The following is a 24,961-nucleotide window of genomic DNA, read 5'->3' on the forward strand; positions in this document are numbered from 1 at the left end:
CCCTTTCACTAAAACTTCATCACTTTATTTACTGCCGCAACTACCCTGTCAGCAGTTGGCAGATAGTAGTCTTCAAACCCGAAATATGGGACAGGAACGTCAAATCCTGTCACTCGTTCCACAGGCGCTCTTTGATAAAGAAACGATGTTTCATTGATGATGGCAAGCACATCACCACTTACACTTGTTGCCGCATGGGCTTCATGCACAATAACCGTTCTCCCCGTTTTTTGAACCGAATCTGCAATGATATCTTTATCAATCGGGTAGAGACTTCGTAGGTCGATCACTTCGCAACTTACACCCTCAGATTCTAGTTTTTTTGCAGATTGTAGGGCTACAGGAACCATCGCTCCCCACGCGATAATGGTCACATCCTCACCTTCTCTACATATCTTTCCTTTTCCGATCTCAACTGTATATTTTCCTTCAGGCACATCCTCCCTGACAGAACGATAACAACGCATCGGCTCCAAAAATAGTACAGGATCTGGATCCTCGATTGCAGCAATCAATAATCCTTTGGCGTCATATGGGTTAGACGGGCAAACCACTTTGATTCCCGGCATATGCGTAAATATTGCCTCTGTACTGTCTGAATGGATTTCAGGCGCCCTCACTCCTGCCCCATATGGTGCACGGATGACCATAGGGACGGTATAATGCCCCATTGTTCTTGCCCTGATTCTTGATGCATGCGTCATGATTTGTTCGTATGCAGGATAAATAAATCCAAGGAATTGTATCTCTGTAACCGGACGGAAACCATTTATCGCCATACCAATTGCAGCTCCAATGAAACCTGCTTCACTTAACGGGGTATCTATGACACGGTCTTCGCCGTATTTTTGTTGCAGGCCTTCTGTTGCCCGGAAAACACCGCCGTTTACCCCAATGTCTTCGCCCATTAGAAGGACATGTTCGTCTTCTCGGAGCATAGTATCCAGTCCATCCGTGATCGCTTGAACCATTGTCATTGTTTTCGTTTTCAATGCCGTTTCCACTATGCTTCACCTCTCATCAGTTGAAGAAGTTCCTTTTTCTGTTGCTCAATTCCCCATGTCGGCTTTTCAAATACGTAGTCGAACATATCAGCAGGGTCTGCCTTTGGAAAATTCTCCATTTCTTCTATTGCAGTATCGACTTCTTGAGATAGCTCCACTAACATTGATTCTTTCCAGTCTTCTGTAAACCAGCCTTGATTTTTCATAAAGCGCTCCAAGCGAAGGATCGGGTCATTCTCGCGTCTTTTCTCATTTTCAGATTGGTCTCGATATTTGGTTGGATCATCCGCAGTGGTGTGGGCGCCATATCTCCAGGTTACAGCTTCAATTAAAGTTGGCCCCTCCCCGTTTCTTGCTTTTTCTAATGAATCCAACGTATGAAAATAAACGGCAAAAACATCATTTCCGTCAATACGGACGCTTCTCATATCATAAGCGAGGGCTTTCTGAGCAATTGTTTCCGTATTCATTTGTTTGGATAGGGGTACGGATATGGCAAAATGGTTGTTCTGATTAAAAAACACAACCGGCGCCTTCAGAACACTTGCAAAGTTTAACCCTTCATGAAAATCCCCTTCAGATGTTGCTCCATCCCCAAAATAAACAATACTAGCATTTTTAGTGCCTTTTCTTTTCTCTGCATAGGCTGCGCCTACAGCATGTGGCAGTTGAGTTGCAATAGGAATACCCGGCGGAAATACTTTCTTTCCATTAGCCGGAATACACCCTTCATTTCTCCCGTTCCAAAAAAGAAGGATGTTGCGAAGGGAGTGACCGAACGTCATGGTTGCCCCGTGGTCCCTATAAGAAGGAAACAACCAGTCATCTTCATTTAGAGCCAACGCACTACCGACTTGTGAAGCTTCTTGACCCTCATAAGGTGCATATGTCCCGATACGTCCTTGGCGTTGAAGACTTATACACTTTTTGTCAAAGGTGCGAATTCTAAGTAAATGTCTATACATGGACTTAGCCAAATCTTCCGTGATTCCTTCTTCATACGTTTTATCAAGGATATTGCCCTGATTATCGATTATCTGAATGATAGGAAATTGATCTTTCAACATATTTCCTCCTCTATTAAACTCGTACAGACCATTTTGGTCGTTTGGAATGTGTAAAGAAGCTATTTCTTCTACTTCGGTCCACCAATCTTTGCTCACAGAAATTATTGGCCGCTTCCACTGTGGTGATATTCATTTTCTCCGCTTCCTTATAAACATCCATCAAAGAATTGTAGATGGCCATCGTTTTGCGAAGTACCCGCTCTTTGTTTGGTTCATAAAGTTCATCAGCCACTTGAATCAGTCCACCTGCGTTGACGATATAGTCTGGAGCATAGAGAATTCCTTTTTCTTGAAGCATGGCACAATGATGATTTTCTATCAGCTGATTATTTGCTGAACCTACAACCGCTTTTACCTTCAGTTGTTCCACGGTTTGATCATTGATTATTCCTCCAAGTGCACAAGGTACAAATACATCCGCATCCACAGAATAGATTTCATCCCCACCTACCACTTTAATGCCTGCTCCTATTTCCTTAGCTTTCGCTACAAGTTGATTGATGGCAAATTCATTAATATCCGATACATATATGTCAGCACCGGCATTCATCAATTGTTCTGCCACTTTTGCCCCAACTTTTCCAAGCCCTTGGATTGCATAACTTTTTCCATATAAATTCTTAGAGCCCCAAAGGGTAAGGTTCGTTGCTTCAATTCCGTAGATGACCCCTTGTGCTGTTGGAACGGAAGAATCTCCGCTTCCACCATAAACCTCATCTACTCCGACGATACAGTTCGTTTCTTTTAAGGCATGCACAAAGTCCTCAGGAGATGTCCCCATATCTGTTCCAGTGTAAAACCTACCATTCAATGATTCTACAAACTGACCGAAGGCGCGGAATAGCTCCGGTGTTTTATCTTTGTTCGGGTCGCCGATGATTACCGCCTTCCCGCCACCGAAATCCACATCCGCCGCTGCACATTTATATGTCATCCCTTTTGAAAGGCGAAGAACATCATATAGTGCTGCGTCGACAGTTTGATAAGGCTGCATACGGCATCCACCCAGAGCAGGACCCAATGTTGTGTTATGTATGGCAATAATGGCCCTTAACCCAGTATCCGGATCGTTACAAAAAACTACTTGTTGATGTTGTTGAATCTTATCGAACATTTCCATTCCCCCAACTTCGTAAGTAAGCGTTTTCATATTTGTCAAAAGAACCACCCTTTTTATCTATTATTCTTGTTACTAATCATCTGTTCAATTTTGCTTTTAGGCAAAATGACTTGTGTTACTTCCCCTTCACCAACCACTTTTTCTTGTGAGCGCACTAGTACTCTTGTAATGATGAAATTCTTTTTAAAGGAGATCACTGTCGCTTCAAGTGTTAAAATGGACCCCTCTATTGCCGGAGCCATATGTTTCACTTTCACTTCTGCACCCATCCCTTCTTCCTCTTCGGCAAGAATCCCCAAAATCATTTGCCTAGAGACCCATTCCATGTGGTAAACCATCGTTGCAGTAGAATAGACAGGATGAACCAGTTTCCCTTCAAACTGTGCAAACATATCTTGTGTAACAGTAATCTGGATGGAATGCTTTGCACCGACCCTCAAATCCGAATTCATCTTTTTCACCTCAAACGTATAACGTTTATTCAACGCTATAATAACATTCCGTTAAATAAACAGTCAATAAATTGTAGAAATTTTATAAATAGTCAATAAAAAAGAGTAGAACGGAGGGTCCATTCTACTCTTGGTGTATACCATTAACGGTTGATCTTCGTTTCAGGCGCTTCACTTTCCTGCTGGCGGTCCGTGAGCCTCCTCGACTTCGTCTGCGGAGTCTCACCTGTCCCTTCTTCCAAGCGGGAGTCTGCGCGCGCCTTCCACTACGATGAACTAGGTTTCTACCTATAAATCAATGTAACTTCTTTATTTAATCAGTTTAGCTTAGTAACGCTCTGTCGTTGGTCATTTGTTGGCCGCGTATTCGCTGGAATTCGGATAAAAGTCGTTCGATGGTAAGGGTTTTCTTTTCCTCTTCTTCTACTTCGAGAATAATTTGGCCTTTGTCCATCATGATCAGTCTATTACCTAGATCGAGTGCCTGTTGCATGTTATGGGTCACCATCAATGTGGTTAAGCCTTTATCGGCCACAATCTCTTTGGTGATTTTTGTAATTAATTCTGCACGAGATGGATCTAGGGCTGCCGTATGCTCATCCAATAAGAGGATATCCGGTTCGGTAAATGTCGCCATTAATAAGGACAGGGCCTGTCTCTCTCCTCCGGATAACAAGCCGACTTTTGCAGAAAGCCTGTTCTCAAGGCCAAGGTGAAGTGTTTCGAGCACTTCTTTGAAATAAGTTTTTCTCTTTTTAGTAACACCCATTTTCAATGTGCGATTTTTATTACGGGAGTAGGCCATCGCAAGATTCTCTTCAATCGTCATAGTTGGGGCGGTCCCCGCCATTGGATCCTGGAACACCCTCCCGATATACCTTGCTCTTCGATGCTCAGCCATATAAGTAACATTTCTACCGTCAATTTCTACTTTCCCCGTATCCGGTGTAAGGACACCTGAAATCATATTCATCAAGGTGGATTTCCCTGCACCGTTACTTCCGATGATGGTGACAAAATCCCCTTTTTTCATAGAAAGGTTTATTGTATCTAGTGCATTCTTTTCATCTAGAGTGCCTTCATTAAATACCTTGTTAATCTGAGTTAAGTGTAGCACGTTGCTCCCCCTTTCCATTCGCGGCACCAAGAGATTGGAGCTTTAACATCTTCTGCTTTTTCCGCTTTCTCTCTTTATAGCTCTCAATGAATCTAGGGGTTATAAGTGCTAAAATAACAATGGTAGCTGTAATGGCCTTTAAATCACCTGTTTCCAAGAAATCTACCCTTAGTGCCAAGGTGACTACTATCCTGTAGATGATCGCCCCACCTATAACTGCAAAGGTTGTCCATGCAATGGTTCTAGTGCCGAAGATGGCTTCCCCGATGATGACAGATGCCAATCCGATGATGATCATTCCGATTCCCATACCAACATCTGCATAACCGCCGTGTTGTGCAATCAGTGCACCTGAAAATGCAACCATCGCATTAGAAATGCCCAATCCCACTATGACTAGTCCGCTTGTATTGGCGGACAAGCTGCGAATCATTCGTTTATTGTCACCAGTAGCCCGGATTGCCAACCCTATCTCGGTTTTCAAGAAAAGGTCCGTTAAGATTTTGATGGCAAACGTGACAAGGAGCATGATGATAATAATCGCCCAAGTCCGTGGTACGAAAGCTCCTAAGCCGATAGATGAAAAGATATTATTCAAAAACGGATCGATTCCCATATCATTCCACCAGGAGCGAACATTTTTAAAAAACGTATCGCTGTTCATTAGGGGAACGTTCGATCTGCCCATTATCCGTAAATTGATGGAATACAGGGCAATCATCATCAAAATACCAGATAGCAAAGGATTGATTTTACCGAAAGTATGTAATGATCCGGTTATGCAACCTGCAATGAAACCGGCTACCATAGCCACCAATGTTGCCGTAACAGGGCTATAGCCACTTACAATCATAGTCGCAGCTACTGCTGCACCTGTAACAAAACTTCCATCTACCGTCAAATCAGGAAAATCAAGGACCCTAAAGGAAAGATATACCCCCAGGGCCATGATTGCGTAGATGATTCCCAATTCGACTGAACCAAAAATTGCTGTAATCACGTAAGAATCATCTCCTTGTTGTCTTATGCATTATTTTTCATCATAGAATTCTGCAATTTCCGTCCAAGCGTCCTGTACTTCGACACCTTGTGCTTCTGCAGCATCTGTATTAATGGTCAATTTCAAGTTTTGAGGGTAGGATACAGGAATCTCAGAAGCTTTCTTTTCACCTTTTAAGATCTGCACCGCCATCAATCCTGTTTCATATCCAAGATCATAATAATTGAATCCGCTCGCAGCCACGGCTCCTGCTTCCATGGAGTCAAGATCCCCTGCAAACAATGGAATCTTTTCGTTACTTGCAACCGTAACAAGTGATTGTAAGGCTGATACAACTGTGTTATCTGTAGGCATATAGATCGCATCCACTCTACCTATCAATGATTCAGCAGCCTGTTGAACCTCAGCAGAAGTCGACACGGAAGCTTCTACTAGGGAAGCCCCTTTTCCCTCTACCAGACTCTTAACAGTTTCCACTTGAACAACAGAGTTCTGTTCACCGGTGTTATAGATTACACCAATGTTTTTCGCACCAAGTTCATCCACCATAAAGTTGATGGTAGTGGCAATGGCCTCCGGATGTGTATCAGATGTACCGGTAATGTTGTCCCCTGGTTTATCAAAAGATTCTACCAACTCTGCTCCAACCGGATCGGTAACAGAAGTAAAGATGATAGGTATGTCTTTTGTCGCTTGTAAAGCACTTTGCGCACTTGGAGTGGAATTGGCAAATATCATATCCACTTCATCTGCAACAAACTTATCGGCTATTGGCTTATTATTGTTTGGATCTCCTTGTGCATTTTGAACATCGTACTTAACGTTTTCGCCTTCTTTGTAGCCATTGTCTTCCAGCGCCTTCTTAAACCCTTCAAATGCAGCATCTAAAGAAGGATGTTCAGCAATTTGAGTCACACCAATTACCACTTGGTCCTTTGCATCTCCACTTGTTGCATCAGAGCTGCAACCAACCAGCAAGGCAGCACATGCAACACTTGCCAAAATGGATTTCATCTTGATCTTTTTCATCGTTTATCCCCCTTATATATGTTTTAAGCCACATAAGAAATATGTAAGCTTTGAAACCGTTTACAATAAATGTATATCTATGATGTCAATTAAGCTTAACGTTTTTTCAACGTTATATTAACACCAAAATTTTAAGAGTGTCAATATATTCTAAAAATTTAAATAAATTTATTATTGTACAATAAATACGCCATTTGTCCCAAAAACCCTTTTTATTTTTGAAAATAAAGGCCCTTTTCTAAAAGATTGTTGGTATTCACTAGTGAAAAGTCGGCAATTAGACTTTTCACCGCTTAAAATATGCAGGTAGTATATTTTGTATTGCAGCGCAAAGAGCATGACAGTAAGTAATATAACGGTTGGATTAAAAATACGTAAAAGCAGCAAAGTTTTACGATATGAGCCAAAAAATAAAAAGAAACCTCTTCTTACATTAGAGGTTTCAACACTGATTATAATAAATCTTCGGATCTTTGCAGCTGACTTTTGGCATCAGCTATCATCTGTTCAAATAATTCTTTTACACTAGGAATGGAAGAAATGACGCTCGATATCTGACCACCATTAATAAACCCTTTTTCCAACTCTCCATTGACTGCTCCTTTTATATGATGTGCTTCGGTGGTCAGCTCGTTAAATTCTTCTAGCGTGACCCCTTCTTTCTCTTTATGGAGCAAATGATCCGCATATGGAGTGCGGAGTACCCTTCTCACTCTTCCTACGCTCCGCCCTACAATGACAGTCCCCTGATCATCCGCTTCTAAAATTGCATTTTTGTACTGAGGATGGAACGGGGCCTCCATAGTTGCAATTAACCTTGTCCCCATCTGGACTCCTGATGCCCCAAGAGCCAATGCGGCAGCAAGACCTTTGCCATTTCCGATCCCCCCCGCAGCTGCTATTGGGATTGATACGACATCCGCTATTTGAGGAATTAAAGTCATGGTGGTGGTTTCTAAATTAGAATTGATTCCAGCGGCCTCAAAACCTTCTGCCACAATAATATCGGCACCGGCTTTTTCCGCTTTCATTGCCTGTTTAGGGGAAGCGACCACACATATGACTTTTACTCCATGCTCTTTCAGTTTCGGTATGTAAGGTGACGGATTTCCTGCAGAAAGGGAGACAACTGGGACCTTATGCTTAATGATTAGGGTTAAAATTTCTTTTGTAAACGGTGAAACCGATAATGCAACATTCACCGCAAAGGGTTTTCCTGTCATGGTTTTGGTTTGCCTTATAATTTCTTCCACTTCTTCCGGAAGCAACGTTCCTGCCCCAATCGTACCAAGGCCACCTGCATTGGATACTGCTGCGGTTAAAGGAGCATTACTAATATTCCCCATCCCTCCCTGAATGATAGGAAGGTTTATCCCTAGAATCTCTATTAATTTATTCATCTATTCTTTCACCCCTCGTAAAAATAATGTTATACTAATTTTAATATTTAGACAATATCTACTCAGGAGGTAATAAGCTATGATTTATCCTTATGGAGGAAAATCCCCACAACTTGATAGCTCTGTTTTTGTCGCACCAGGCGCTCGTATTATCGGGGACGTGACGATCGGGGAAGAATCAACTGTTTGGTTCAACGCCGTGTTAAGAGGGGATGAAGGTCCAATCACTGTTGGAAAAAGATGCAGCATACAGGATAATGTGACTGCTCATTTATATGAAGGATTTCCGTTGGTCATTGAAGACGAGGTGACAGTGGGACATACTGCTATTTTGCATGGGTGTACCGTAGGGAAAAGGTGCATCGTGGGAATGGGTTCCACCATACTAGACGGCGCTGAAATCGGAGAGGAAAGCATCATCGGAGCGAACACGTTGATACCATCAGGAAAAAAAATACCGCCGCGTTCATTGGTAGTGGGTTCCCCTGGTAAGGTTATCAGGGAATTAACGGACAAGGACTTGGAATTGATTCAGCTTTCCATTGATACATATGTGCAAAAAGGGAAGGATTATCAGAAGGAATTGGTCGAGGGATAATATGAAGTATAGGTAGGACCCGGGCTGGGATTGCTCGGTTTTTTTGTTTGTGGAATAATCATTTGAGTAATTTATTAATGGTCGTGTTGAAGACCTCAGTGACGAGGAATAAGGACTAGGGAGGTCCTTATGGAAGTGATAAGGACCTCGGTGATGAAATGAAATGAGTAGAGAGGTCTTCATAAAGGTGCTTTTTAATTTGATTCAATATTTGATGAATTGATTTATTTATTGGTTCTGTCTTTTTAGATCTAGTTTGCTAGGTTCTACAACTTTATGATGATCTTCTACTTAAAAATATGAAACTTCTACACTTTCTTAAGGATCTTTTACCATAAATAACAAACCTTCTACACTTTTCAGCCGAGCTTCTACCTTTCAAAAAAGCGGCACAAACAATATCCATCATAATAATGTTATGTAAACAACAACTCCGAAAATACCCAAAAAAGCACTCCCACCAACAACATAGTGGAAATGCCCCCATCACTCCATAATATAAGGATGATTCATCACATCATACTTCTTATCCTTCAATTCCAACTCATTACCGTCCTCAAAGACCTCTTCAAAAAACCGGGAAGCTGGTTCAGCCAATTCTTTATAATACTCACTAAATAAAGAAGCCGCATGGCTGCCTAGCCACATATCCGGCAAAAGCTCTTCTGGCAGTCCTGGATCAACGAACAGGAACTTTCTGTATTCATGTACAAGCTTGGTCCGCTCAACAAAACAATCGGCATCTGTCATTTGGCCTTTTCCAATCTTATTCTTGTCGATGATATACTTCTGACTATACTCTTGTATAAATTGTTGGTACCGTCCATTAATCTCATTAAGATCCCAACTTTTCATAACAAGTCGTTCATTTTCGTATGGACCATGATATTCTGAAATGAAAAAGTCGACATACTCTTCAATTTCATATTTTGATATAAGGTCTTGTACTTGTTTTTCTAATGAGTTGGGCGAAATCCAACAACTGTTGGATAATGTACCAAATCCACTCCAGACCAACTCTTTACGCAATTCATCCCGAACACTTCGGATTTCTTCTGGTATGGTGTACATGAGCATGCGCCATTTTCCATCCCAGCTATCCGTCTTCAGCTTGAAAATACGTTTTGCCGCTTCGTCAATTCTTTTCACGCCGCGTTCTGTTAAAAAATAATAACTTTTGTTTCCCTTTTTCTTCGCTTGGACCCATCCCTGCTTGTTCATACGGGAAATCGCTGCTCGTACGGCTTGATCATTATGACCGAATTCATTTAATAATTTGATTAAACTTCCGATCCAAATTTTATTGCCATAATGTCTGACATAGTCACCATATAAAGTAAAAATCATTGATCTTGTATTCATTTCCTGCATCCTCTTTCTGCCACAAATGATAAATCGCTATATTACAGTAATTTCATTTTAACAGAGTAACGCGTTATAGAAAAGACAGAACGGAAAACTTATCCAAGTATCCTTCAAAAAACATCCCAAAGAATCATAGGGCATCAAGCTCTATGATTCTTGTAGTCTCTCTACTATTGTCGCAATTCCCTGTCCAACACCTACACACATTGTCGCAAGACCGTATCGCGCGTCCCGCTTATTCATTTCATGCACAAGCGTAGTTAAGATTCTGGCCCCGCTAGCACCAAGAGGATGTCCGAACGCAATTGCCCCTCCATTAACATTCACTCTGCTTGGATCTAATTCTAGTTGACGAATACATTCAAGCGATTGGGATGCAAATGCTTCATTTAACTCAATGAGGTCTAAATCTCCAACAGACAACCCAGCCCGCCCGAGTGCCTTCCTAGTGGCATAGATCGGCCCTATTCCCATAATGGAGGGAGTAAGCCCTGTAGCAGCAGACGTGACATACCTCGCTAACGGCTTCAAGCCAAGCTCCTTTGCTTTTTCTGCACTCATTAGTAGTAGTGCTGATGCGCCATCATTTACACCGGACGCGTTGCCTGCAGTGATTGTAGTTCCTTCGCCAAAAATAGGCTTCAGGTTGTTCAGTTTCTCCAAAGTTGTATCAGGTCGAGGATGTTCGTCGCAGTCAACAATTGTTTCCTTACCTTTTCTATCCACAATCGTGACTGGTACCATTTCTTCTTTAAAGCGGTCCGACTCCATAGCCATTTTTGCTTTTTGCTGGCTTTCATAGGCAAATACATCTTGATCTTCACGGGAAACGGAGAACTCTTTAGCGACGTTTTCTGCCGTTTGTGGCATCGTATCCACTCCGTACATTTTTTCGAGTTTTCTGTTGGTAAATCTCCAGCCAATGGTCGTATCCATCAATTCCATATTGCCACGGGGATAATCCATTTCTGGCTTTGCCATGACAAACGGAGCCCTTGTCATGCTCTCCGTCCCGCCGGCTATAAAAATGTCGCCTTCTCCTACCATAATGGCCCGTGCCGCATAATTCACCGCATCAAGACCGGAGCCGCATAAACGGTTGATCGTGGTACCTGCCACCCCTACCGGAAGACCGGCCAATAGAGCACTCATCCTTGCAACATTGCGGTTATCTTCCCCCGCTTGATTGGCATTTCCGAACACGACTTCTTCTATTTCGTTTACTGGCACATTCGGGTTTCTTTCTACCAAAGCCTTAATTACAATCGCCCCAAGGTCATCAGGTCGGACAGCCTTTAACGCACCTTTATATCTTCCAATCGGTGTGCGGCAAGCATCTACAATTACAACTTCCTTCATAATGGACACCTCTCTCGTTGTTTATTGGTATTCATAAACTCCTTTTCCACTTTTCCTGCCCAATCTTCCGGCTTTCACATACTTTTCGAGCAGAGGTGCCGGGCGATACTTTTCCCCTAACTTTTCATGAAGGTATTTCAGGTTATTAAGGCGTGTATCCAACCCCACCAGGTCTCCAAGTTCGAATGGTCCCATCGGATAATTGAGTCCAAGCTTGATCGCTTTGTCTATTTCTTCAGGGGTACCTACCCCTTCTTGCAACATGTAAAATGCTTCATTCCCCACAAGGGCACTGATTCTGCTTGTCACAAAGCCAGGAAATTCATTTACTACAACTGTTTCTTTCCCCATTTTTTCTGCTGCAGTACGAATAAATTCTGCCGTTTCATCGCTTGTTTCCAAACCGCGGACAATTTCTACAAGTTTCATTTTATGTACAGGGTTGAAAAAGTGCATTGCGATCACTTTTTCCGGTCTTGAAGTGAAGCTACCAATTTCAGTTGGACTCATCGTAGAGGTATTGGAAGCGTAATAACAGTCCGAAGGTGCAATCTTGTCTAATTTTTCGTAGACGGATTTCTTGATTTCCATGTTTTCAGGTACCGCTTCTATTATAAGATTTGCTTCCTTCACGGCTTCCTCAAGTTCTGTAGAATAAAAAAGGCTATCCCTTAATTCTCCTGCTACCTGTTCTGTTAATTTCCCTTTTTCCAACCCTTTGGAGATGATGACTTCTATTTCTTTTCTAGCTCCTACAAGCTGTTCTTCTTTTACGTCAATTAGCGTTGTATGGTACCCGCCTAGAGCACTTACATATGCGATGCCGCGACCCATGACACCTGAACCGATTACCACTACTTTTTCCATCTAGACTCCTCCTTTATCATGCTGTAAAAAAAGCAAAGAGGACCATGCCCCTTTGCTCCAAAGATTAAGATTTTATTCTTTTTATACACCAAACGGATTGAGCGGACGGTTTCCAAAATAGGAAATGATGCTCTTCGTTTCTGTGTAAAGATCAAGTGTTTCAATGCACAGCTCACGTCCGAAGCCGGATTGCTTGTATCCTCCAAACGGCGTGCCAGGGAATGCGGAGAATGGACAGTTGACCATCACGATTCCAGCTTGGATTTGTTTTGCCACACGGGTTGCACGGCCATGGTCTTTCGTCCAGATAGCTGAACCTAGTCCATATTCGCTGTCATTCGCAAGTTTAACCGCTTCTTTCTCATCGCTAAATGGCATAACAACCACTACTGGCCCGAAAATCTCCTCTTTTACCACTTTCATTTCGTGTGTTACACCTGTGATGATGGTCGGCTCATACCAGTAACCATTTTCATAGCCTTCCACTTTCGCAACTTTACCGCCTAAAACGATGTTAGCTCCTTCTTCTTTTGCAGATTGAACATAGCCGTCAATTACATCTAACTGACCTTGGTTGATGATCGCACCAATATGAGTTTCTTTTGCAAAAGGATCACCAAGGGAAAGCTTTTTCGCTTTTTCTACGAACTTCTCCATAAATGCATCATAGATATTTTCGTGGACATACAGACGGGAGCGCGCTTCACATGATTGGCCTGTGTTATAGAAAATTCCAAACAAAGATCCGTCTACTGCTGCATCAATGTCTGCATCTTCAAATACTAGATTAGGAGACTTGCCGCCTAGTTCCAATGTTACTCGTTTAAGTGTTTGGGAAGCTTTCTCCATGATATCTTTTCCGATTGGAGTTGAGCCTGTGAAAGCTACTTTGTCTACTTGAGGGTGTTCCACCAAGTAGTTTCCAACTTCAGACCCAGCACCTGGGATGACGTTGACAACTCCCTCAGGAACTCCTGCTTCTACGCATATTTCACCTAATACAATGGCAGTTAGCGGAGTTAGGGTAGCTGGTTTCACGACAACAGAGCAGCCGACTGCTATTGCCGGGGCAATCTTCCATGCTGCCATCATTAATGGATAGTTCCAAGGAATGATTTGCGCACAAACACCTACTGGTTCTTTTTCTGTGAAGTTGTGGAATTGTCCTGGAACGTTATTAACAGATCCACGGTGGCCAACGATAGCACCTGCATAGAACTCAAAGTCTTCAATTGCTTGCATCACTTGCCCTTGAGCCGCTGCAAGGGACTTCCCAGTATCTAAAATCTCTAACTCTACCAGCTCATTGAAACGGGAGCGCATGATAGAGGCAATTTTATTTAATGTTCTTGCACGCTTGTTTAAAGGGAAGAGCTTCCACTTTCCTTTGTCGAATGCTTGACGCGCGGCTTGAACCGCTTTTTCCGCATCCTCTTTGGAAGCTTTCGCGATCGTTGCAACTGCTTCTCCTGTTGCAGGGTTGTAAGTAGTAAACGTTTCTCCTGTAGAACTGTCCATGCGTTGTCCTGCGATAATAAGTTGATAAGTGTCTCGTTTCATATCAAGTTGTTCCATCTTTTGCTCTTTAACTGTAGACATACTCTCATCTCCTCTAAGTTTTTATTATCTTCCTTTAAATGCCGGTTTTCTTTTCTCTATAAAAGAAGTTACCCCTTCTTTGTGGTCTTCTGATAGACCGGCAATTCTTTGACCATACGCTTCCTGCTCCAAATACTCCTCATACGTAACGTTCCAACTTGCTTGAATGGATCGTTTAATGAGTCCAATCGCTTGTGTAGGCATGTTAGCAAGTTTGTTCGCAAAAGCTTCCACTTCTTCGTTCCAACTGTCTACAGGGATCACCTTGGTGACAAGACCAAGTTCTTTTGCTTGCTCTGCTTTAATTTTCTCTCCTAATATAGCTAACTCCAATGCTTTGGCCGTTCCCACCAATTTAGGGAGAAAATACAGATTCCCAGAGTCAGGGATTAACCCGACATGTATAAATGCCTGAACAAAGCTTGCTTTTTCAGAGGCAATACGAAAATCACATGCTAGGGCGAGACTGAAACCCGCACCGGCAGCAACGCCATTTATCGCAGCAACGACAGGTTTTTCACATCGGGACAACTGTTTCATCATCGGCCCATATCTTGTACGTAAGACATGCCCGTGATCCATATTTTCATCTACTTCTGCAAGGTCCTGACCGGAGGAGAATGCTCTCCCTTCCCCGGTAATGACTATAGCCCGAACAATTTCATCCGAACTTGCCTGCTTTAATGCTTTTGTGATTTCTTTGTTCATCTGCTCTGTAAACGCATTCAATTTATCCGGTCGGTTCATGATGACCCATGCAACCTGGTTCACTATTTCATATTTAATGGTTTCAAACATGGTGGCTCCCCCTTATTCCCCTTCAAAATTAGGCTTTCGCTTTTCTTTAAATGCACGCATGCCTTCTTTTTGATCTTTAGATGCAAACAAAAGATAAAAGTTCTTTCGCTCATACTGCATCCCTTCATAGACAGAGTAGTCCACTGCCTTATGGACAGATTCTTTGATCAATCGAAGGGAAAGAGGCGGTTGTTTAGCTATTTTTTTTGCAAACGTCATCGTTTCTTCCATTAATAGTTCTTTAGGGATGACCCGGTTGATCACTCCATAGTGCAATGCTTCCTTTGCACTCATTCTGTCACCGGTAAGCAGCCATTCCATTGCTTTTGATTTCCCCATTAGTTTCGTCAATCTCTGGGTTCCCCCGGCTCCGGGCATCACTCCGAGGCTAATTTCAGGAAAGCCGAATTCGGCATCTTGAGCTGCAAATAAGATGTCACAGCAGAGGGCAAGTTCAAATCCTCCCCCAAGGGCAAAGCCTTGAACAGCACCGATAATAGGTTTCTTTACCCAAGCAAGTCGATCCCATTCAGTGAATTGATTTAACAGTTCAAGCTCGATCGCTGTTGCTTCTGCCATTTCATCGATATCTGCTCCTGCGGCAAACGCACGGCCGTTTCCAGCCAGTACCATAGCTTTGATTTCATCGTTTCGATCAAACTCTTCCAATACTGTCACAATTTCAGTGACCATCGGCCTGTTAATTGCGTTCAGCACTTTTGGTCTATTGAGTTTAACGATACCTATCGAGCTTTCAATGGAAACTTCGATATATTCGTACGTTTTACTCATTCACTTCTTCACCAATCATCAATGTGACAAGATTACCGGCAAAGCTCATTAGATCCTTTCCAGATGCTTTCGCTTCATCCGTTCTCATTGCTTGCTTTAACGCGTCGTGGCTATCGTAATACATTTCACACATTAAATAGTACTTGCCTTCTCCACCCATTGGACTTCCTACTACTTTTGTGACTTCCATTTTGCGTAGGCCAGGGATCTTAGCAGTGATAGGTGCATGCGTGTCAAAGTAGTGCTGATCGAAAGCTTCCTTGTTTTCCGGGTGTTTATAGAGCGCGATTAATTTTACCATTCTAAATCTCTCCTTTTATGGTCCCTCATTAAACCGCTGGGGTTTTATCAGGCCAGTTATTTATGTAATTGCCTGACAGTGTTTTCTCTGTAAGGCAGTGGTACTTACATCATGGTGGAAACAGGTTTCATTGCTTCAAAAGGATTTTTACATCCTTTGCAGTAGAGAATGCTTCTACAAGCGGTCGGTCCGAAGATGTTATCTAATGTTGTATAGGTCGATCCACAATAAGGGCAATCCACATGCCATTCCCCGGTGTTATCCAGTGTTGGCGGTGGGGCAATTCCAAATTCTTTTAAATGGATTCTGCCTTGTGCCGTAATTCGGTCAGAAGTCCATGGTGGCTGGTAGATGAATTCCACCTTTACTTTTTCGAATAATTCTAAGCTACTAATCTCGTTTTCCACATTCTTTTTTATGATATCCAGGGCTGGACATCCCATGAATGTAGGCAGCATCTGAATAGTCACCTCATGATTGTTTACATCGATTGCTTCCACCATCCCAAGATCCACAACACTGACAGAATCTATTTCAGGATCCTTTACATGCTGCAGGGCATCCCAAACCTTCATGATATTTACTTCTTCCTGCATGATGTCATCATTCCTTTTTGTTGGGCTAAAAGGTGTATAGATTACCACACTGCTGCTGGATTGCTATTATAGACTTCCCCTAGCGTTAAGAGGGCATCATCCAAATCCTTGGTATGTTCACCTTTTCTGCCGTTCCCACTTTTCATTCCCATACTGGTAGGAAAAGTCAGCCCCACTTTTTCAAACATATTTGTCATTTCTTCTGTAAAGCGAAGGCGAATATCTTCCTCTGAATCTATGAGTTGGTGTTGGGTAATTTCAACAACACTTGGCCCTATTGAAAGTACACCATCAAATTCTTCTACAACTCTATCAATGGCTGCTTTCATCCTGGTCTTAGCTTCACCATTTGCTGTACACAACTGTCTGAACCAAGTTCTCCAGTGCAACAAGTGATAATAAAGTTCCATATTCACTTTTACTGTCACATGTTTCAGAGGTTCATAGGAGGAGTTTTTCAATGCCTCCACTTTAATTTTCTTGGCCTGTGTGTAAAAATAATGTCTTACGACTGTATATGCCCAGTCATATTTTGGTTCGGTGAGATAGGTTCCAGATCCGTTCACTTTTTCCAAAAGAACCGCGTTCACTCTATCTGCTGCTTTTCTTCCATGGGCAAGTGCATCCATATCTCCTTCGCCAAGATCCTCAAGCAATTGATAATACATAGCAGCATGCCCCATCGTATCTTGGTTTATGGAAGAAAATGCAACGTCCTCTTCAATATGCGGCGCAAGCCCAAGCCATTCCGAGCCCCTGTAGGCAATAATAAAATCGTCGTCGGCCAGTTGATATAATAACACTGTAAGGGCCTTGTAATAGGATGCATCCCTTTTGGCTTCTTCTATCGTTGCTATATTCATCCTTTTTTCTTCCCTCCCCAAGACATGATTTCCTGTTCATCAAGCATTCCCTGTTCATAGTGGCGCCACTTTTTCTTCAAATATCCATAGCCTTTCGTGTTTCGGTAGTCCTTGTTGTCAATTCTCTGCAAGGATTGCCGCTCTTCTTGAGACATTTTTCGAATATCACCGCGTTGCACCACCCAAATATCCACGGCAGGTTCCCGCCTCATAAAGTTTTCCTGTGCCATGACAAGCGCAATCTCTTCATTGGGTGCAAGTAGACTAAACTGATATTGCATCGGAGCTGTGTGGGTTCTCTTACTGAACACTTCAAATTCTTTGTAAAAACCTTTAGTAGTCAACTTCTAAGCTCCTCCCCTCACCCTGCTGATGTTTCGGAGCTTAACGCTTCGCGAACCCATGCATTATTTTCGTGTGCAATTATTCTCAATCTCAAGCGATCCTGTGATTTAGGACCTTTATTTCTGATAATATCTTTAAAGTTGTTCCAATTTGGTTGTTTGTAAATCCATTTTTCTTCTTTTTCATCATAATGCATCGTTTCATCCGGCAATGTTAGACCAAGTGATAACACTCTTGGGATGTATTTGGTGAAAAAGTCTTGGCGAAGTTCTTCATTGCTTTTCGTGCGGATATTATATTTCATCGTAATGTCTTGCTTTGATGTACCAGTGGTGGAGGCATCTGCCGGTCCGAAGAACATTAATAAAGCTTCCCACCAGCGATTGATGGAGTCTTGTATCATACTTCTTTGTTCTTCGGTTCCTTCTGCAAGCGCCATTATAATTGCTTCGCCGTGTTGTGCATGAAAGACTTCTTCTGCACATATCCGCTTTAACGCTCTCGCATAGGGTCCATAGGATGCATCTAGCATATTCGTCTGGGATATGATGGCCGCACCGTCAACAAGCCAGCCGATAAGACCTGCATCGCCCCATGTTGGAGCTTCCATATGAAAAACATTATGAAACTTTAAATCTCCTGAAAATAAATCTTGCATAATTTCTTCACGGGACTTCCCGTAAGGTTCCATCAAATCTTCCGCAACTCGCAACAGCAGCTGTCCATGGCCCATTTCATCTTGAACTTTTGCCATGATCCCCAGTTTCCTTTTAAGAGTGGGTGCTTTAGGTACCCATTCCTTTTCTGGAAGCGCTCCCATTATTTCGCTGATTGCATGCATTGAGATCAGTTTAATTAATGTTTTACGATATTCTTCCGGCATCCAGTCATCTGCTTCAATCTTTTCCCCAGCCTGGATACGCTGCATAAAATGCTCATGTTTCTCTTCTTCCGTCAAGCGGTCAAACGATAATGAGTTGGTCATTTTCGCCGCCTCCTAATTCTATAACGTTTATTTAACGTAATTATAATATAATGTTATACGTTTATCAACTCTGAAAGTTCTGAATTATCAAGAGTGAGCCATTCTTTTATCCATAATCCGGATGGCTTTCCCTTCTGAGCGTGGGATAGTCTTTGGTTCCACTATGTTTGCTTTGACACTGATATAGCATTTTGATTTCAATACATGTTCTACTTCTTGGGCGAGGGATTTCATTCTATTAATTCTTTGGTTACTATGTGTTTGTAGAAACGTTTCCTCCTGCATTTCAACCTCCACTTCCACCATGTCCAAGCTTTTATCACGGGAAACAAAGATCTGATAATGAGGTGCTATATCTTTGATTTGCAACAATGTATGCTCAATTTCTGATGGAAAGATATTAATTCCCCTGATAATCAACATGTCATCTACCCTCCCCTTTACCCGGGACATTTTTGTTGTCGTCCTGCCACAAACACATTTCTCCCTTTTGATGGAGGCAATATCGCCAGTCCTATAACGGATAATGGGCATAGCTTCTTTTGTTAGGCTTGTGAACACAAGTTCTCCCACTTCCCCCTCTGACAGGACTTCCATTGTATCCGGATCAATGACTTCCACATAAAAATGATCTTCCGCTATATGTAGGCCATCCTGCGCCTCATGGCATTCCATCGCTACACCAGGCCCGATCACTTCACTTAACCCGTAGATATCACAGGCCTTTATCCCCAGTTTTGCTTCTAATGTATTCCTCATTTTCTCTGACCACGGTTCTGCACCAAAAATGCCATATTGTAAGGAGGTCTTTTTGGGGTCAAACCCAAGATCAATCATTTTCTCCGCGATATTAAGGACATAAGAAGGAGTTCCACAAATAACGGAAGGTTGAAAATCCTGAATAAGTTGTATTTGCCTTTCTGTGTTACCTCCAGAAACTGGAACTGTTATCATCCCAAGTCGTTCACTTCCATAATGCAATCCGAGCCCTCCTGTAAAAAGACCATAACCGTAAGCATTATGAAGGATGTCTCCCATTTTGCCACCCGCCATAGAGATTGCACGTGCTGTTATCTCACTCCACATATCAATATCCTGTTTAGAATAAGCTACTACCGTAGGCTTCCCACTTGTTCCTGAGGAAGCGTGAAGTCTTGTTATTTGGTTTCTTGGTATGGAAAAAAGCCCGAATGGATAGTTCTCACGCAAATCATTTTTAGTAGTGAAGGGAAGTTTTACTATATCTTGAATCGTTTTTATATCAGAAGGAGTGACATTGTCATTGGTGAATTTTTGTTTATAAAAAGGAACATTATCGAAGACTTGATGGATTGTATTTATCAACCTGGTAGATTGCAGGCTTCGCATATCTGTCACAGACATTGTTTCCGTAGCATGAAGAATCATGACTACCCCACCTTTCACTTTATTAATATAACGTATTTTTTTCGCCCCTTAACAATATGTAATATTACTCAACACCATTAAAATAACCTCGGAAGTTAGAAATGTCAATAAATAATTCTGAATATTCATTTATATGGTGAGGAGGTTTCTTATGAGGACCTCCCTCTCAAAATACTCAGGTCACTGAAGTCTTCATCTCTCTTATGAAGACTTCCCTTTCAAAATCCTCAGCCACTAAGGACTCATCTACCTTCATTAATCTAAAGAAAAATACAAAAAAACCAGAAGACATCGTCCTCCGGTTCCCTAAATTAATTTATACTTTATAGGTCCAAAAAGTTTCCCTATATAACCAATCCTCAATCTCAGGAGCGTTTTCCTTCAATTGTTTCTCCATCAACTCCACCCAGCCACTTGTTTGTGACTTGTGTGCCTTAATGGCTTTCAGCTTTTCTTCTGCGACGGAACGAATATCGATAGTGACATCCGGCTCCCCGATCAACTCTACACTATTCTTCAAGATTGCCTTGCCGTACACAGTTGGCCTTTCTTGTACCGGAAGCCTACCGGCAGCGATTGCCACCGCATTACTCATAGCATCATGATCGGGATGAACCCCATGGCCAGGATAAAAAGTAAGAACCAGACTTGGCTTTAACTCCAATAAAGCTTCCTCTACAATATCCGCCAGAAATTCTTCATCTTCGAATTCAAGTGTTTTATCATGCAGACCAAGCATCCTTAAGTCCTCGATTCCCATCACCTTGCATGCATCCAATAATTCTTTTCTGCGGACTTCTGGCAAGGTTTCGCGGTTAGCAAACAGCGGATTACCCAGGTTTCTTCCCATCTGTCCGAGGGTGCCACACAAATAAGTTACGGGAACACCGCTCTGGGTAAAGAGCTTGATGGTTCCTGATGAACTGAATGCTTCATCATCCGGATGAGGAAATACAACCAATACGTGTTTTTCTGCTTCCATTGTCATCTCTCCCATCACTTAAAATGGCTCCTGGCTAAGTTGTAAAGCTACAGCCAGTTTTCCTTCAGGATTCAGACCGGCGAGCAAAAGGCGTTCTTTATCATCCACTTCATAATGGGTGACACCTTCCGCATATACCCATCCGTGTTCGAGCTTCAATCCCACTCGATAAGGGCCCTTACCCACTATTTTTGCGCGTTCAAATTTCAATGGAACATTGCGGATGAAAGCTCCCACTGCAAGACCTGTATTATGGTGCCCAGCGTATGCACCGTTTGTTGTTTCCAAGTGTAAGAACACCGTAACATCGATGAGCTTATTTAATTCAGCTTGCACATGATTTTGGTCAATAAGCTTCATTTTATTCCTCCAGAGGTTATGTACAGATTTTATTTCTTCCTTCAGTTTAATATATGTACGCTTTGAAACAAAATGGTTTGCTCAATTAAAGGGAGCGAAAATATTATTCGCTCCCAAATTCCATCAGATCAGGTCATACCACTTTTTCGAAGCTTGAACCTCTGTATGTGTTAACTGATGCCCTTGAAACTCCCAATGTATTTCTACTTTTGATCCTGCTGCTTCCAAAAGATTGCTAAGCTCTTCCGTTTCTGATGCAGGGCAAATTGGATCGTTTTTACCTGCCCCGATAAACACCGGTGTCGTGCTTAAATCAGGAAGCTCCATTCCTCTTCTTGGCACCATAGGATGATATAAGATGGCAGCTTTTAATGCTTTTTCATAATGAAATAGAAGGCTCCCGGCAATATTTGCCCCATTCGAATAACCTACCGCTATTACATTTTCGCGATTGAAATGATATTTTTCTGATGCTTCATCAAGGAAATCATGTAATTCTTTTGTCCGGAAAATTAAATCTTCTTCATCAAACACACCTTCCGATAGACGTCTGAAATAACGGGGCATACCGTTTTCTGTGACATTTCCTCTAACGCTAAGTACAGAAGCTTCTGGATCAAGCATTTCCGCTAGAGGAAGCAAATCCTGTTCCGTCCCCCCTGTGCCATGTAAAAGGAGCAATACTCGTTCAGAGCCCTTATTAAAAATATGCTTCATCCAACTTTACCTCCTAGAATAATATCTTGAATTCGAGATTATTTTAGTATAGTGCAAAACTACCGAACCGTCAAACAAAAGAACCTTAACACTTGCAAATAAAAAGAATATTCTAAAGTAGATAATTTTAGGAGGCGTTTAGCATGTTACCATGGAACAAAATGTTTCCGTTCCCCAAAGATTATATGAAAAAGGATATCTTCAAACAAACAGATATTGAAAACTGGATGTCAAAAGCAATGCAAGGGAAACTTCCTCCCACTCCTCAAATGCTTGGTACCACAGATTTTTTTGCCCAATCATTAGAATTGATGAAAACAGCTCAAACAAAAAAGAAGAAAAGTAAAAATACATTTGAAGCAAATGTATTTGAAACACATGATGAAGTGATCATCCGATTTCCAGTACCCACTGAAAGTCAGTTGCATCAATTAAAAACTTCATATAATACTACCGCTTTATTCATTGAAAATTTACCTGCTCCAGGAAACAAACAGACCGTAAAACTTCCCTGTCTCGTTAAAAGAAATAGCTCTAAGGCCAAGTTTCAGGACGGAATTTTGGAAATACGAATTTCTAAAGAGACAGAACAGCCTGTCACTAAGATACCGATTGAAGTCATAAAAAACAAACTGAAAAAGTAGAGGGGGTTCCTCTACTTTTATAATTGTTCCAAGAGATTTTCTAAATCCAACGTCCAGGGCTCCTCAATGGAACCTCTATACAACTTAAATGTCACGTGTCTTGATTCAGTTCCACTTGTGTCCCTATGAATGTAAAGCTTCACACTTATAGGATAATAAAGCTTTGTATCGAAATCTTGGTTGGCAGGTAGGTCCGAAAGTCTTTTGACAAGGTCAATCTCTTCGAGGAATTTAACTTTTTGATCGAGAAGCTCTCTGTTCTGATCATCTAGAACAGAAGCGAGTATGAACCAGTCGTGTTGATGAATGGACAGGACAGTAGCATCCACTATTTCTGCTGGAGAAAGCTTTTCCGTGTGGTCAAGCCATTCCCCTGCCGCTTTTTTTATCATAATGGAGTGTGCATGATCCATCTTTCTTGATTTGTGCGTGATGCTGTCTTGAAAATGAATACAGAAATGTCCTGGAAATCCATTTTGAAGTGCTCCTTTTCCATGTGGCATACCGTGCATGGAGGCAGCATACTTATTATCTTCCGACAAAATCAGGATTGCTCTCCGATCCCAGCTCCAGGTCCCCCTGTATATTTCCTTCATTATCTTGGTATCAGCATTTGTCAGAGGTTGTACATCCGCATGGTAGGATCCCGCTCTTCGTTGTACTTGAAAAGTCTGGCCAGTATCCAGATCAAGAACGGTAAAACTACTGTAACGAGGCAATGCGCTGTTTGCTTCATTCCATGTGATTAGATCTCCATAATGCATCCGGTAGAGTTTTTTCATATCCTTGGCCAATCGATGTGCTGCTTTTTCCGGAAGTATTAATATCGCTTTATTATCTTTTAAATCGTATATATTCAATTGATGGTCAACGGCATATCTTTTCTCTCCTTCAAGGCTAATAAAGATATCTGTCGGCGGCACAGGATACGTAATTTCTTCCCATTTTCCTTTCTGTATGGCTTTCATCATACTTCTAGGCAATGGCATGTCCGTGATATATCGGGAATCCAAGGATGTTTGTGCATGATATAGAGCTGTATGCTCCTCCCCACCAAAAGCTGAAACCATGCCAGGTCCAACTGGGCTATTTATTGAATAGGCGATGACTGTAGCTAATACTACGAAAGTAATAATCCTTCTCACCATTCATCCCTCCTTTTTTTATATAAGGCTATTTTCGTAAACTTTGTTGACCCTATATTTCTTACTGTCATGCTCTTTTCCAGATTGTACTTAAATTACTGACTGCATATTTTCAGGCAAGTAAACAGTTAAAAGTACTATTGCCGACTTTATATTGGAAAATAGCAACAATCTTTTAGAAAAGAGCTTTATATAAAAAGTACCTTAGTTATTTTGTCAAAAATGTAATTAAAGTATGTTGAATTTTTTTTCGTACACATTAGTAATATAAATCTTTTAGGATAAGATGGGTGAGTATGTGTGGTAGAGGCTTTGTTTTGGGGAGCGGTAGCCGGTTGCGCATTACTGCTTGGCGCTGTGGTCGGGTTGTTTGTGCAGATACCGAGGAAAATAACGGGTTTTATCATGGCTTTTGGGACGGGAGTACTAATTGGGGCCGCATCCTTTGAATTATTAGGAAACATAGAAGCACAAGCAGGTTATAGCTATGCGATTTTCGGCTTCTTAATCGGTGCTATTCTGTTCACCGCATTGGAATTTATCATTAGTAAAAAAGGTGGAAAAGAACGTAAGCTTTCAAAAGAAAAAAGTGAAGGGCATTCAGGCATGGCTATTTTTATGGGTTCCATCATGGACTCCATTCCTGAATCGGTCATTATTGGGGTAAGTTTAATAAAGGCGAATACAGTGAGTTGGGTTATTGTATTAGCTATCTTTATCAGTAATATTCCCGAGGCACTTTCAAGTTCCGTCGGTTTAAGAAAAGATGGATACTCGAAAAAGAAGATATTGCTCCTATGGACCATCGTTTTTACTTTAACTACTCTAAGCTCGTTATTTGGATTCATTGTTTTTAAGGAATTAGACGAGCTTTATATGTATATGGTCAGTGGGCTGGCAGCTGGAGGTATCATTGCAATGGTGGCATCTACGATGATGCCTGAAGCCTTTGAAGAAGGAGGACCGATTGTTGGCCTCCTGTCTGCACTTGGATTATTATGCTCCTACGTCCTATCGAGTGGAATACTGTAAAGACCTCATCCATGAGG

The 24,961-nt window shown here is 41.9% G+C and carries 27 protein-coding genes; 3 read left to right on the top strand and 24 right to left on the bottom strand.

Annotated features, from left to right (window positions below):
• Nucleotides 1-8 precede the first annotated feature (8 nt).
• The 8 genes from MKY77_RS13120 to MKY77_RS13155 all read right to left on the bottom strand — a co-directional run bounded on the left by MKY77_RS13120 (nt 9) and on the right by MKY77_RS13155 (nt 8,189).
• Nucleotides 9-1,004, bottom strand: a complete 996-nt coding sequence (locus tag MKY77_RS13120; RefSeq protein ID WP_339146313.1) for an alpha-ketoacid dehydrogenase subunit beta — start codon at nt 1,002-1,004, stop codon at nt 9-11.
• Nucleotides 1,004-2,068 (bottom strand): pyruvate dehydrogenase (acetyl-transferring) E1 component subunit alpha, encoded by a 1,065-nt coding sequence (pdhA, locus tag MKY77_RS13125; protein WP_339149815.1) that lies wholly within the window; start codon nt 2,066-2,068, stop codon nt 1,004-1,006. The genes MKY77_RS13120 and pdhA overlap by 1 nt, the downstream gene beginning before the upstream one ends.
• 16 nt (nt 2,069-2,084) lie before the next feature.
• Complete coding sequence (locus MKY77_RS13130) at nt 2,085-3,221, bottom strand: Glu/Leu/Phe/Val dehydrogenase (RefSeq protein WP_339149816.1); 1,137 nt, start codon at nt 3,219-3,221, stop codon at nt 2,085-2,087.
• A gap of 23 nt (nt 3,222-3,244) precedes the next feature.
• Nucleotides 3,245-3,643, bottom strand: a complete 399-nt coding sequence (locus MKY77_RS13135) for a thioesterase (protein WP_339146314.1) — start codon at nt 3,641-3,643, stop codon at nt 3,245-3,247.
• Between the two features lie 322 nt (nt 3,644-3,965).
• Nucleotides 3,966-4,760 carry an ABC transporter ATP-binding protein gene (locus tag MKY77_RS13140; RefSeq protein WP_339146315.1) on the bottom strand — a complete coding sequence of 265 codons (795 nt, stop codon included), beginning with the start codon at nt 4,758-4,760 and terminating at the stop codon, nt 3,966-3,968.
• Nucleotides 4,738-5,760 carry an ABC transporter permease gene (locus tag MKY77_RS13145; RefSeq protein ID WP_339146317.1) on the bottom strand — a complete coding sequence of 341 codons (1,023 nt, stop codon included), beginning with the start codon at nt 5,758-5,760 and terminating at the stop codon, nt 4,738-4,740. Before MKY77_RS13145 ends, MKY77_RS13140 begins: the two co-directional genes overlap by 23 nt.
• A 30-nt stretch (nt 5,761-5,790) precedes the next feature.
• Nucleotides 5,791-6,789 (bottom strand): ABC transporter substrate-binding protein, encoded by a 999-nt coding sequence (locus MKY77_RS13150; RefSeq protein WP_339146319.1) that lies wholly within the window; start codon nt 6,787-6,789, stop codon nt 5,791-5,793.
• A 452-nt stretch (nt 6,790-7,241) separates the two neighbouring features.
• Nucleotides 7,242-8,189: a nitronate monooxygenase gene (locus MKY77_RS13155; RefSeq protein ID WP_339146321.1), complete on the bottom strand. Its 948-nt coding sequence runs from the start codon at nt 8,187-8,189 to the stop codon at nt 7,242-7,244.
• A gap of 79 nt (nt 8,190-8,268) precedes the next feature.
• On the opposite strand from MKY77_RS13155, the gene MKY77_RS13160 reads away from it, so the two are divergent.
• Nucleotides 8,269-8,787, top strand: coding sequence for a gamma carbonic anhydrase family protein (locus tag MKY77_RS13160; RefSeq protein WP_339146322.1), 519 nt, complete (start codon nt 8,269-8,271; stop codon nt 8,785-8,787).
• A gap of 486 nt (nt 8,788-9,273) precedes the next feature.
• Here the strand turns inward: MKY77_RS13160 and paaX are convergent, their stop codons facing one another.
• The 15 genes from paaX to MKY77_RS13235 form a co-directional block, all read right to left on the bottom strand.
• A complete protein-coding gene (gene paaX / locus MKY77_RS13165) occupies nt 9,274-10,149 on the bottom strand; it encodes a phenylacetic acid degradation operon negative regulatory protein PaaX (RefSeq protein WP_339146324.1) in 876 nt (291 codons plus the stop codon).
• 150 nt (nt 10,150-10,299) lie between these two features.
• Complete coding sequence (locus tag MKY77_RS13170) at nt 10,300-11,511, bottom strand: 3-oxoadipyl-CoA thiolase (RefSeq protein ID WP_339146326.1); 1,212 nt, start codon at nt 11,509-11,511, stop codon at nt 10,300-10,302.
• A 21-nt stretch (nt 11,512-11,532) separates the two neighbouring features.
• The gene (locus tag MKY77_RS13175) at nt 11,533-12,378 is read right to left on the bottom strand and encodes a 3-hydroxyacyl-CoA dehydrogenase (protein ID WP_339146327.1); all 846 of its coding nucleotides are present in this window, start codon (nt 12,376-12,378) and stop codon (nt 11,533-11,535) included.
• Nucleotides 12,379-12,459: 81 nt separating this feature from the next.
• Nucleotides 12,460-13,977 (bottom strand): aldehyde dehydrogenase family protein, encoded by a 1,518-nt coding sequence (locus MKY77_RS13180; protein WP_339146329.1) that lies wholly within the window; start codon nt 13,975-13,977, stop codon nt 12,460-12,462.
• Between the two features lie 24 nt (nt 13,978-14,001).
• Nucleotides 14,002-14,775, bottom strand: coding sequence for an enoyl-CoA hydratase-related protein (locus MKY77_RS13185; protein WP_339146330.1), 774 nt, complete (start codon nt 14,773-14,775; stop codon nt 14,002-14,004).
• 12 nt (nt 14,776-14,787) lie between these two features.
• Nucleotides 14,788-15,567 carry an enoyl-CoA hydratase-related protein gene (locus MKY77_RS13190; RefSeq protein ID WP_339146332.1) on the bottom strand — a complete coding sequence of 260 codons (780 nt, stop codon included), beginning with the start codon at nt 15,565-15,567 and terminating at the stop codon, nt 14,788-14,790.
• The gene (locus tag MKY77_RS13195) at nt 15,560-15,868 is read right to left on the bottom strand and encodes an EthD family reductase (protein WP_010193977.1); all 309 of its coding nucleotides are present in this window, start codon (nt 15,866-15,868) and stop codon (nt 15,560-15,562) included. Before MKY77_RS13195 ends, MKY77_RS13190 begins: the two co-directional genes overlap by 8 nt.
• 104 nt (nt 15,869-15,972) lie before the next feature.
• The gene (paaD, locus tag MKY77_RS13200; protein WP_339146335.1) at nt 15,973-16,464 is read right to left on the bottom strand and encodes a 1,2-phenylacetyl-CoA epoxidase subunit PaaD; all 492 of its coding nucleotides are present in this window, start codon (nt 16,462-16,464) and stop codon (nt 15,973-15,975) included.
• Nucleotides 16,465-16,505: 41 nt separating this feature from the next.
• Nucleotides 16,506-17,327, bottom strand: a complete 822-nt coding sequence (paaC, locus tag MKY77_RS13205) for a 1,2-phenylacetyl-CoA epoxidase subunit PaaC (RefSeq protein WP_339146337.1) — start codon at nt 17,325-17,327, stop codon at nt 16,506-16,508.
• Complete coding sequence (gene paaB / locus MKY77_RS13210; protein WP_223489351.1) at nt 17,324-17,671, bottom strand: 1,2-phenylacetyl-CoA epoxidase subunit PaaB; 348 nt, start codon at nt 17,669-17,671, stop codon at nt 17,324-17,326. Before paaB ends, paaC begins: the two co-directional genes overlap by 4 nt.
• Before the next feature lie 17 nt (nt 17,672-17,688).
• Nucleotides 17,689-18,657, bottom strand: coding sequence for a 1,2-phenylacetyl-CoA epoxidase subunit PaaA (gene paaA / locus MKY77_RS13215; RefSeq protein WP_339146340.1), 969 nt, complete (start codon nt 18,655-18,657; stop codon nt 17,689-17,691).
• 87 nt (nt 18,658-18,744) lie between these two features.
• On the bottom strand, nt 18,745-20,064 hold the full coding sequence (locus MKY77_RS13220) for an AMP-binding protein (RefSeq protein WP_339146342.1): 1,320 nt from the start codon (nt 20,062-20,064) through the stop codon (nt 18,745-18,747).
• A gap of 316 nt (nt 20,065-20,380) precedes the next feature.
• A complete protein-coding gene (bshB2, locus tag MKY77_RS13225; protein ID WP_339146343.1) occupies nt 20,381-21,046 on the bottom strand; it encodes a bacillithiol biosynthesis deacetylase BshB2 in 666 nt (221 codons plus the stop codon).
• 18 nt (nt 21,047-21,064) lie between these two features.
• A complete protein-coding gene (locus tag MKY77_RS13230) occupies nt 21,065-21,406 on the bottom strand; it encodes a YojF family protein (protein ID WP_339146345.1) in 342 nt (113 codons plus the stop codon).
• A 123-nt stretch (nt 21,407-21,529) separates the two neighbouring features.
• On the bottom strand, nt 21,530-22,123 hold the full coding sequence (locus MKY77_RS13235; protein ID WP_339146347.1) for an alpha/beta hydrolase: 594 nt from the start codon (nt 22,121-22,123) through the stop codon (nt 21,530-21,532).
• Between the two features lie 185 nt (nt 22,124-22,308).
• Here MKY77_RS13235 and MKY77_RS13240 point away from each other — a divergent pair, with 185 nt between their 5' ends.
• A complete protein-coding gene (locus tag MKY77_RS13240) occupies nt 22,309-22,767 on the top strand; it encodes a hypothetical protein (protein ID WP_342515355.1) in 459 nt (152 codons plus the stop codon).
• 17 nt (nt 22,768-22,784) lie between these two features.
• Here MKY77_RS13240 and MKY77_RS13245 read toward each other — a convergent pair whose 3' ends face one another.
• Entirely contained in the window at nt 22,785-23,915 is a 1,131-nt protein-coding gene (locus MKY77_RS13245) for a hypothetical protein (RefSeq protein ID WP_339146350.1), read from the bottom strand.
• 297 nt (nt 23,916-24,212) lie between these two features.
• Between MKY77_RS13245 and MKY77_RS13250 the strand changes: the two genes are divergently transcribed.
• Nucleotides 24,213-24,944 carry a ZIP family metal transporter gene (locus tag MKY77_RS13250; protein ID WP_339146352.1) on the top strand — a complete coding sequence of 244 codons (732 nt, stop codon included), beginning with the start codon at nt 24,213-24,215 and terminating at the stop codon, nt 24,942-24,944.
• Nucleotides 24,945-24,961 lie beyond the last annotated feature (17 nt).

Source organism: Sutcliffiella sp. FSL R7-0096 (genome assembly GCF_038595065.1).
Taxonomy (GTDB): Bacteria; Bacillota; Bacilli; order Bacillales; family Bacillaceae_I; genus Sutcliffiella_A.

Excerpts from the sequence above, each read along its gene's own strand:
- MKY77_RS13130 (WP_339149816.1), bottom strand. The coding sequence starts at position 3,221 with ATGAAAACGCTTACTTACGAAGTTGGGGGAATGGAAATGTTCGATAAG.
- MKY77_RS13135 (WP_339146314.1), bottom strand. The coding sequence starts at position 3,643 with ATGAATTCGGATTTGAGGGTCGGTGCAAAGCATTCCATCCAGATTACT.
- MKY77_RS13150 (WP_339146319.1), bottom strand. The coding sequence starts at position 6,789 with ATGAAAAAGATCAAGATGAAATCCATTTTGGCAAGTGTTGCATGTGCT.
- MKY77_RS13155 (WP_339146321.1), bottom strand. The coding sequence starts at position 8,189 with ATGAATAAATTAATAGAGATTCTAGGGATAAACCTTCCTATCATTCAG.
- MKY77_RS13160 (WP_339146322.1), top strand. The coding sequence starts at position 8,269 with ATGATTTATCCTTATGGAGGAAAATCCCCACAACTTGATAGCTCTGTT.
- paaX (WP_339146324.1), bottom strand. The coding sequence starts at position 10,149 with ATGAATACAAGATCAATGATTTTTACTTTATATGGTGACTATGTCAGA.
- MKY77_RS13170 (WP_339146326.1), bottom strand. The coding sequence starts at position 11,511 with ATGAAGGAAGTTGTAATTGTAGATGCTTGCCGCACACCGATTGGAAGA.
- MKY77_RS13175 (WP_339146327.1), bottom strand. The coding sequence starts at position 12,378 with ATGGAAAAAGTAGTGGTAATCGGTTCAGGTGTCATGGGTCGCGGCATC.
- MKY77_RS13180 (WP_339146329.1), bottom strand. The coding sequence starts at position 13,977 with ATGTCTACAGTTAAAGAGCAAAAGATGGAACAACTTGATATGAAACGA.
- MKY77_RS13185 (WP_339146330.1), bottom strand. The coding sequence starts at position 14,775 with ATGTTTGAAACCATTAAATATGAAATAGTGAACCAGGTTGCATGGGTC.
- MKY77_RS13190 (WP_339146332.1), bottom strand. The coding sequence starts at position 15,567 with ATGAGTAAAACGTACGAATATATCGAAGTTTCCATTGAAAGCTCGATA.
- MKY77_RS13195 (WP_010193977.1), bottom strand. The coding sequence starts at position 15,868 with ATGGTAAAATTAATCGCGCTCTATAAACACCCGGAAAACAAGGAAGCT.
- paaD (WP_339146335.1), bottom strand. The coding sequence starts at position 16,464 with ATGCAGGAAGAAGTAAATATCATGAAGGTTTGGGATGCCCTGCAGCAT.
- paaC (WP_339146337.1), bottom strand. The coding sequence starts at position 17,327 with ATGAATATAGCAACGATAGAAGAAGCCAAAAGGGATGCATCCTATTAC.
- paaA (WP_339146340.1), bottom strand. The coding sequence starts at position 18,657 with ATGACCAACTCATTATCGTTTGACCGCTTGACGGAAGAAGAGAAACAT.
- MKY77_RS13220 (WP_339146342.1), bottom strand. The coding sequence starts at position 20,064 with ATGATTCTTCATGCTACGGAAACAATGTCTGTGACAGATATGCGAAGC.
- bshB2 (WP_339146343.1), bottom strand. The coding sequence starts at position 21,046 with ATGGAAGCAGAAAAACACGTATTGGTTGTATTTCCTCATCCGGATGAT.
- MKY77_RS13230 (WP_339146345.1), bottom strand. The coding sequence starts at position 21,406 with ATGAAGCTTATTGACCAAAATCATGTGCAAGCTGAATTAAATAAGCTC.
- MKY77_RS13235 (WP_339146347.1), bottom strand. The coding sequence starts at position 22,123 with ATGAAGCATATTTTTAATAAGGGCTCTGAACGAGTATTGCTCCTTTTA.
- MKY77_RS13240 (WP_342515355.1), top strand. The coding sequence starts at position 22,309 with ATGAAAAAGGATATCTTCAAACAAACAGATATTGAAAACTGGATGTCA.
- MKY77_RS13245 (WP_339146350.1), bottom strand. The coding sequence starts at position 23,915 with ATGGTGAGAAGGATTATTACTTTCGTAGTATTAGCTACAGTCATCGCC.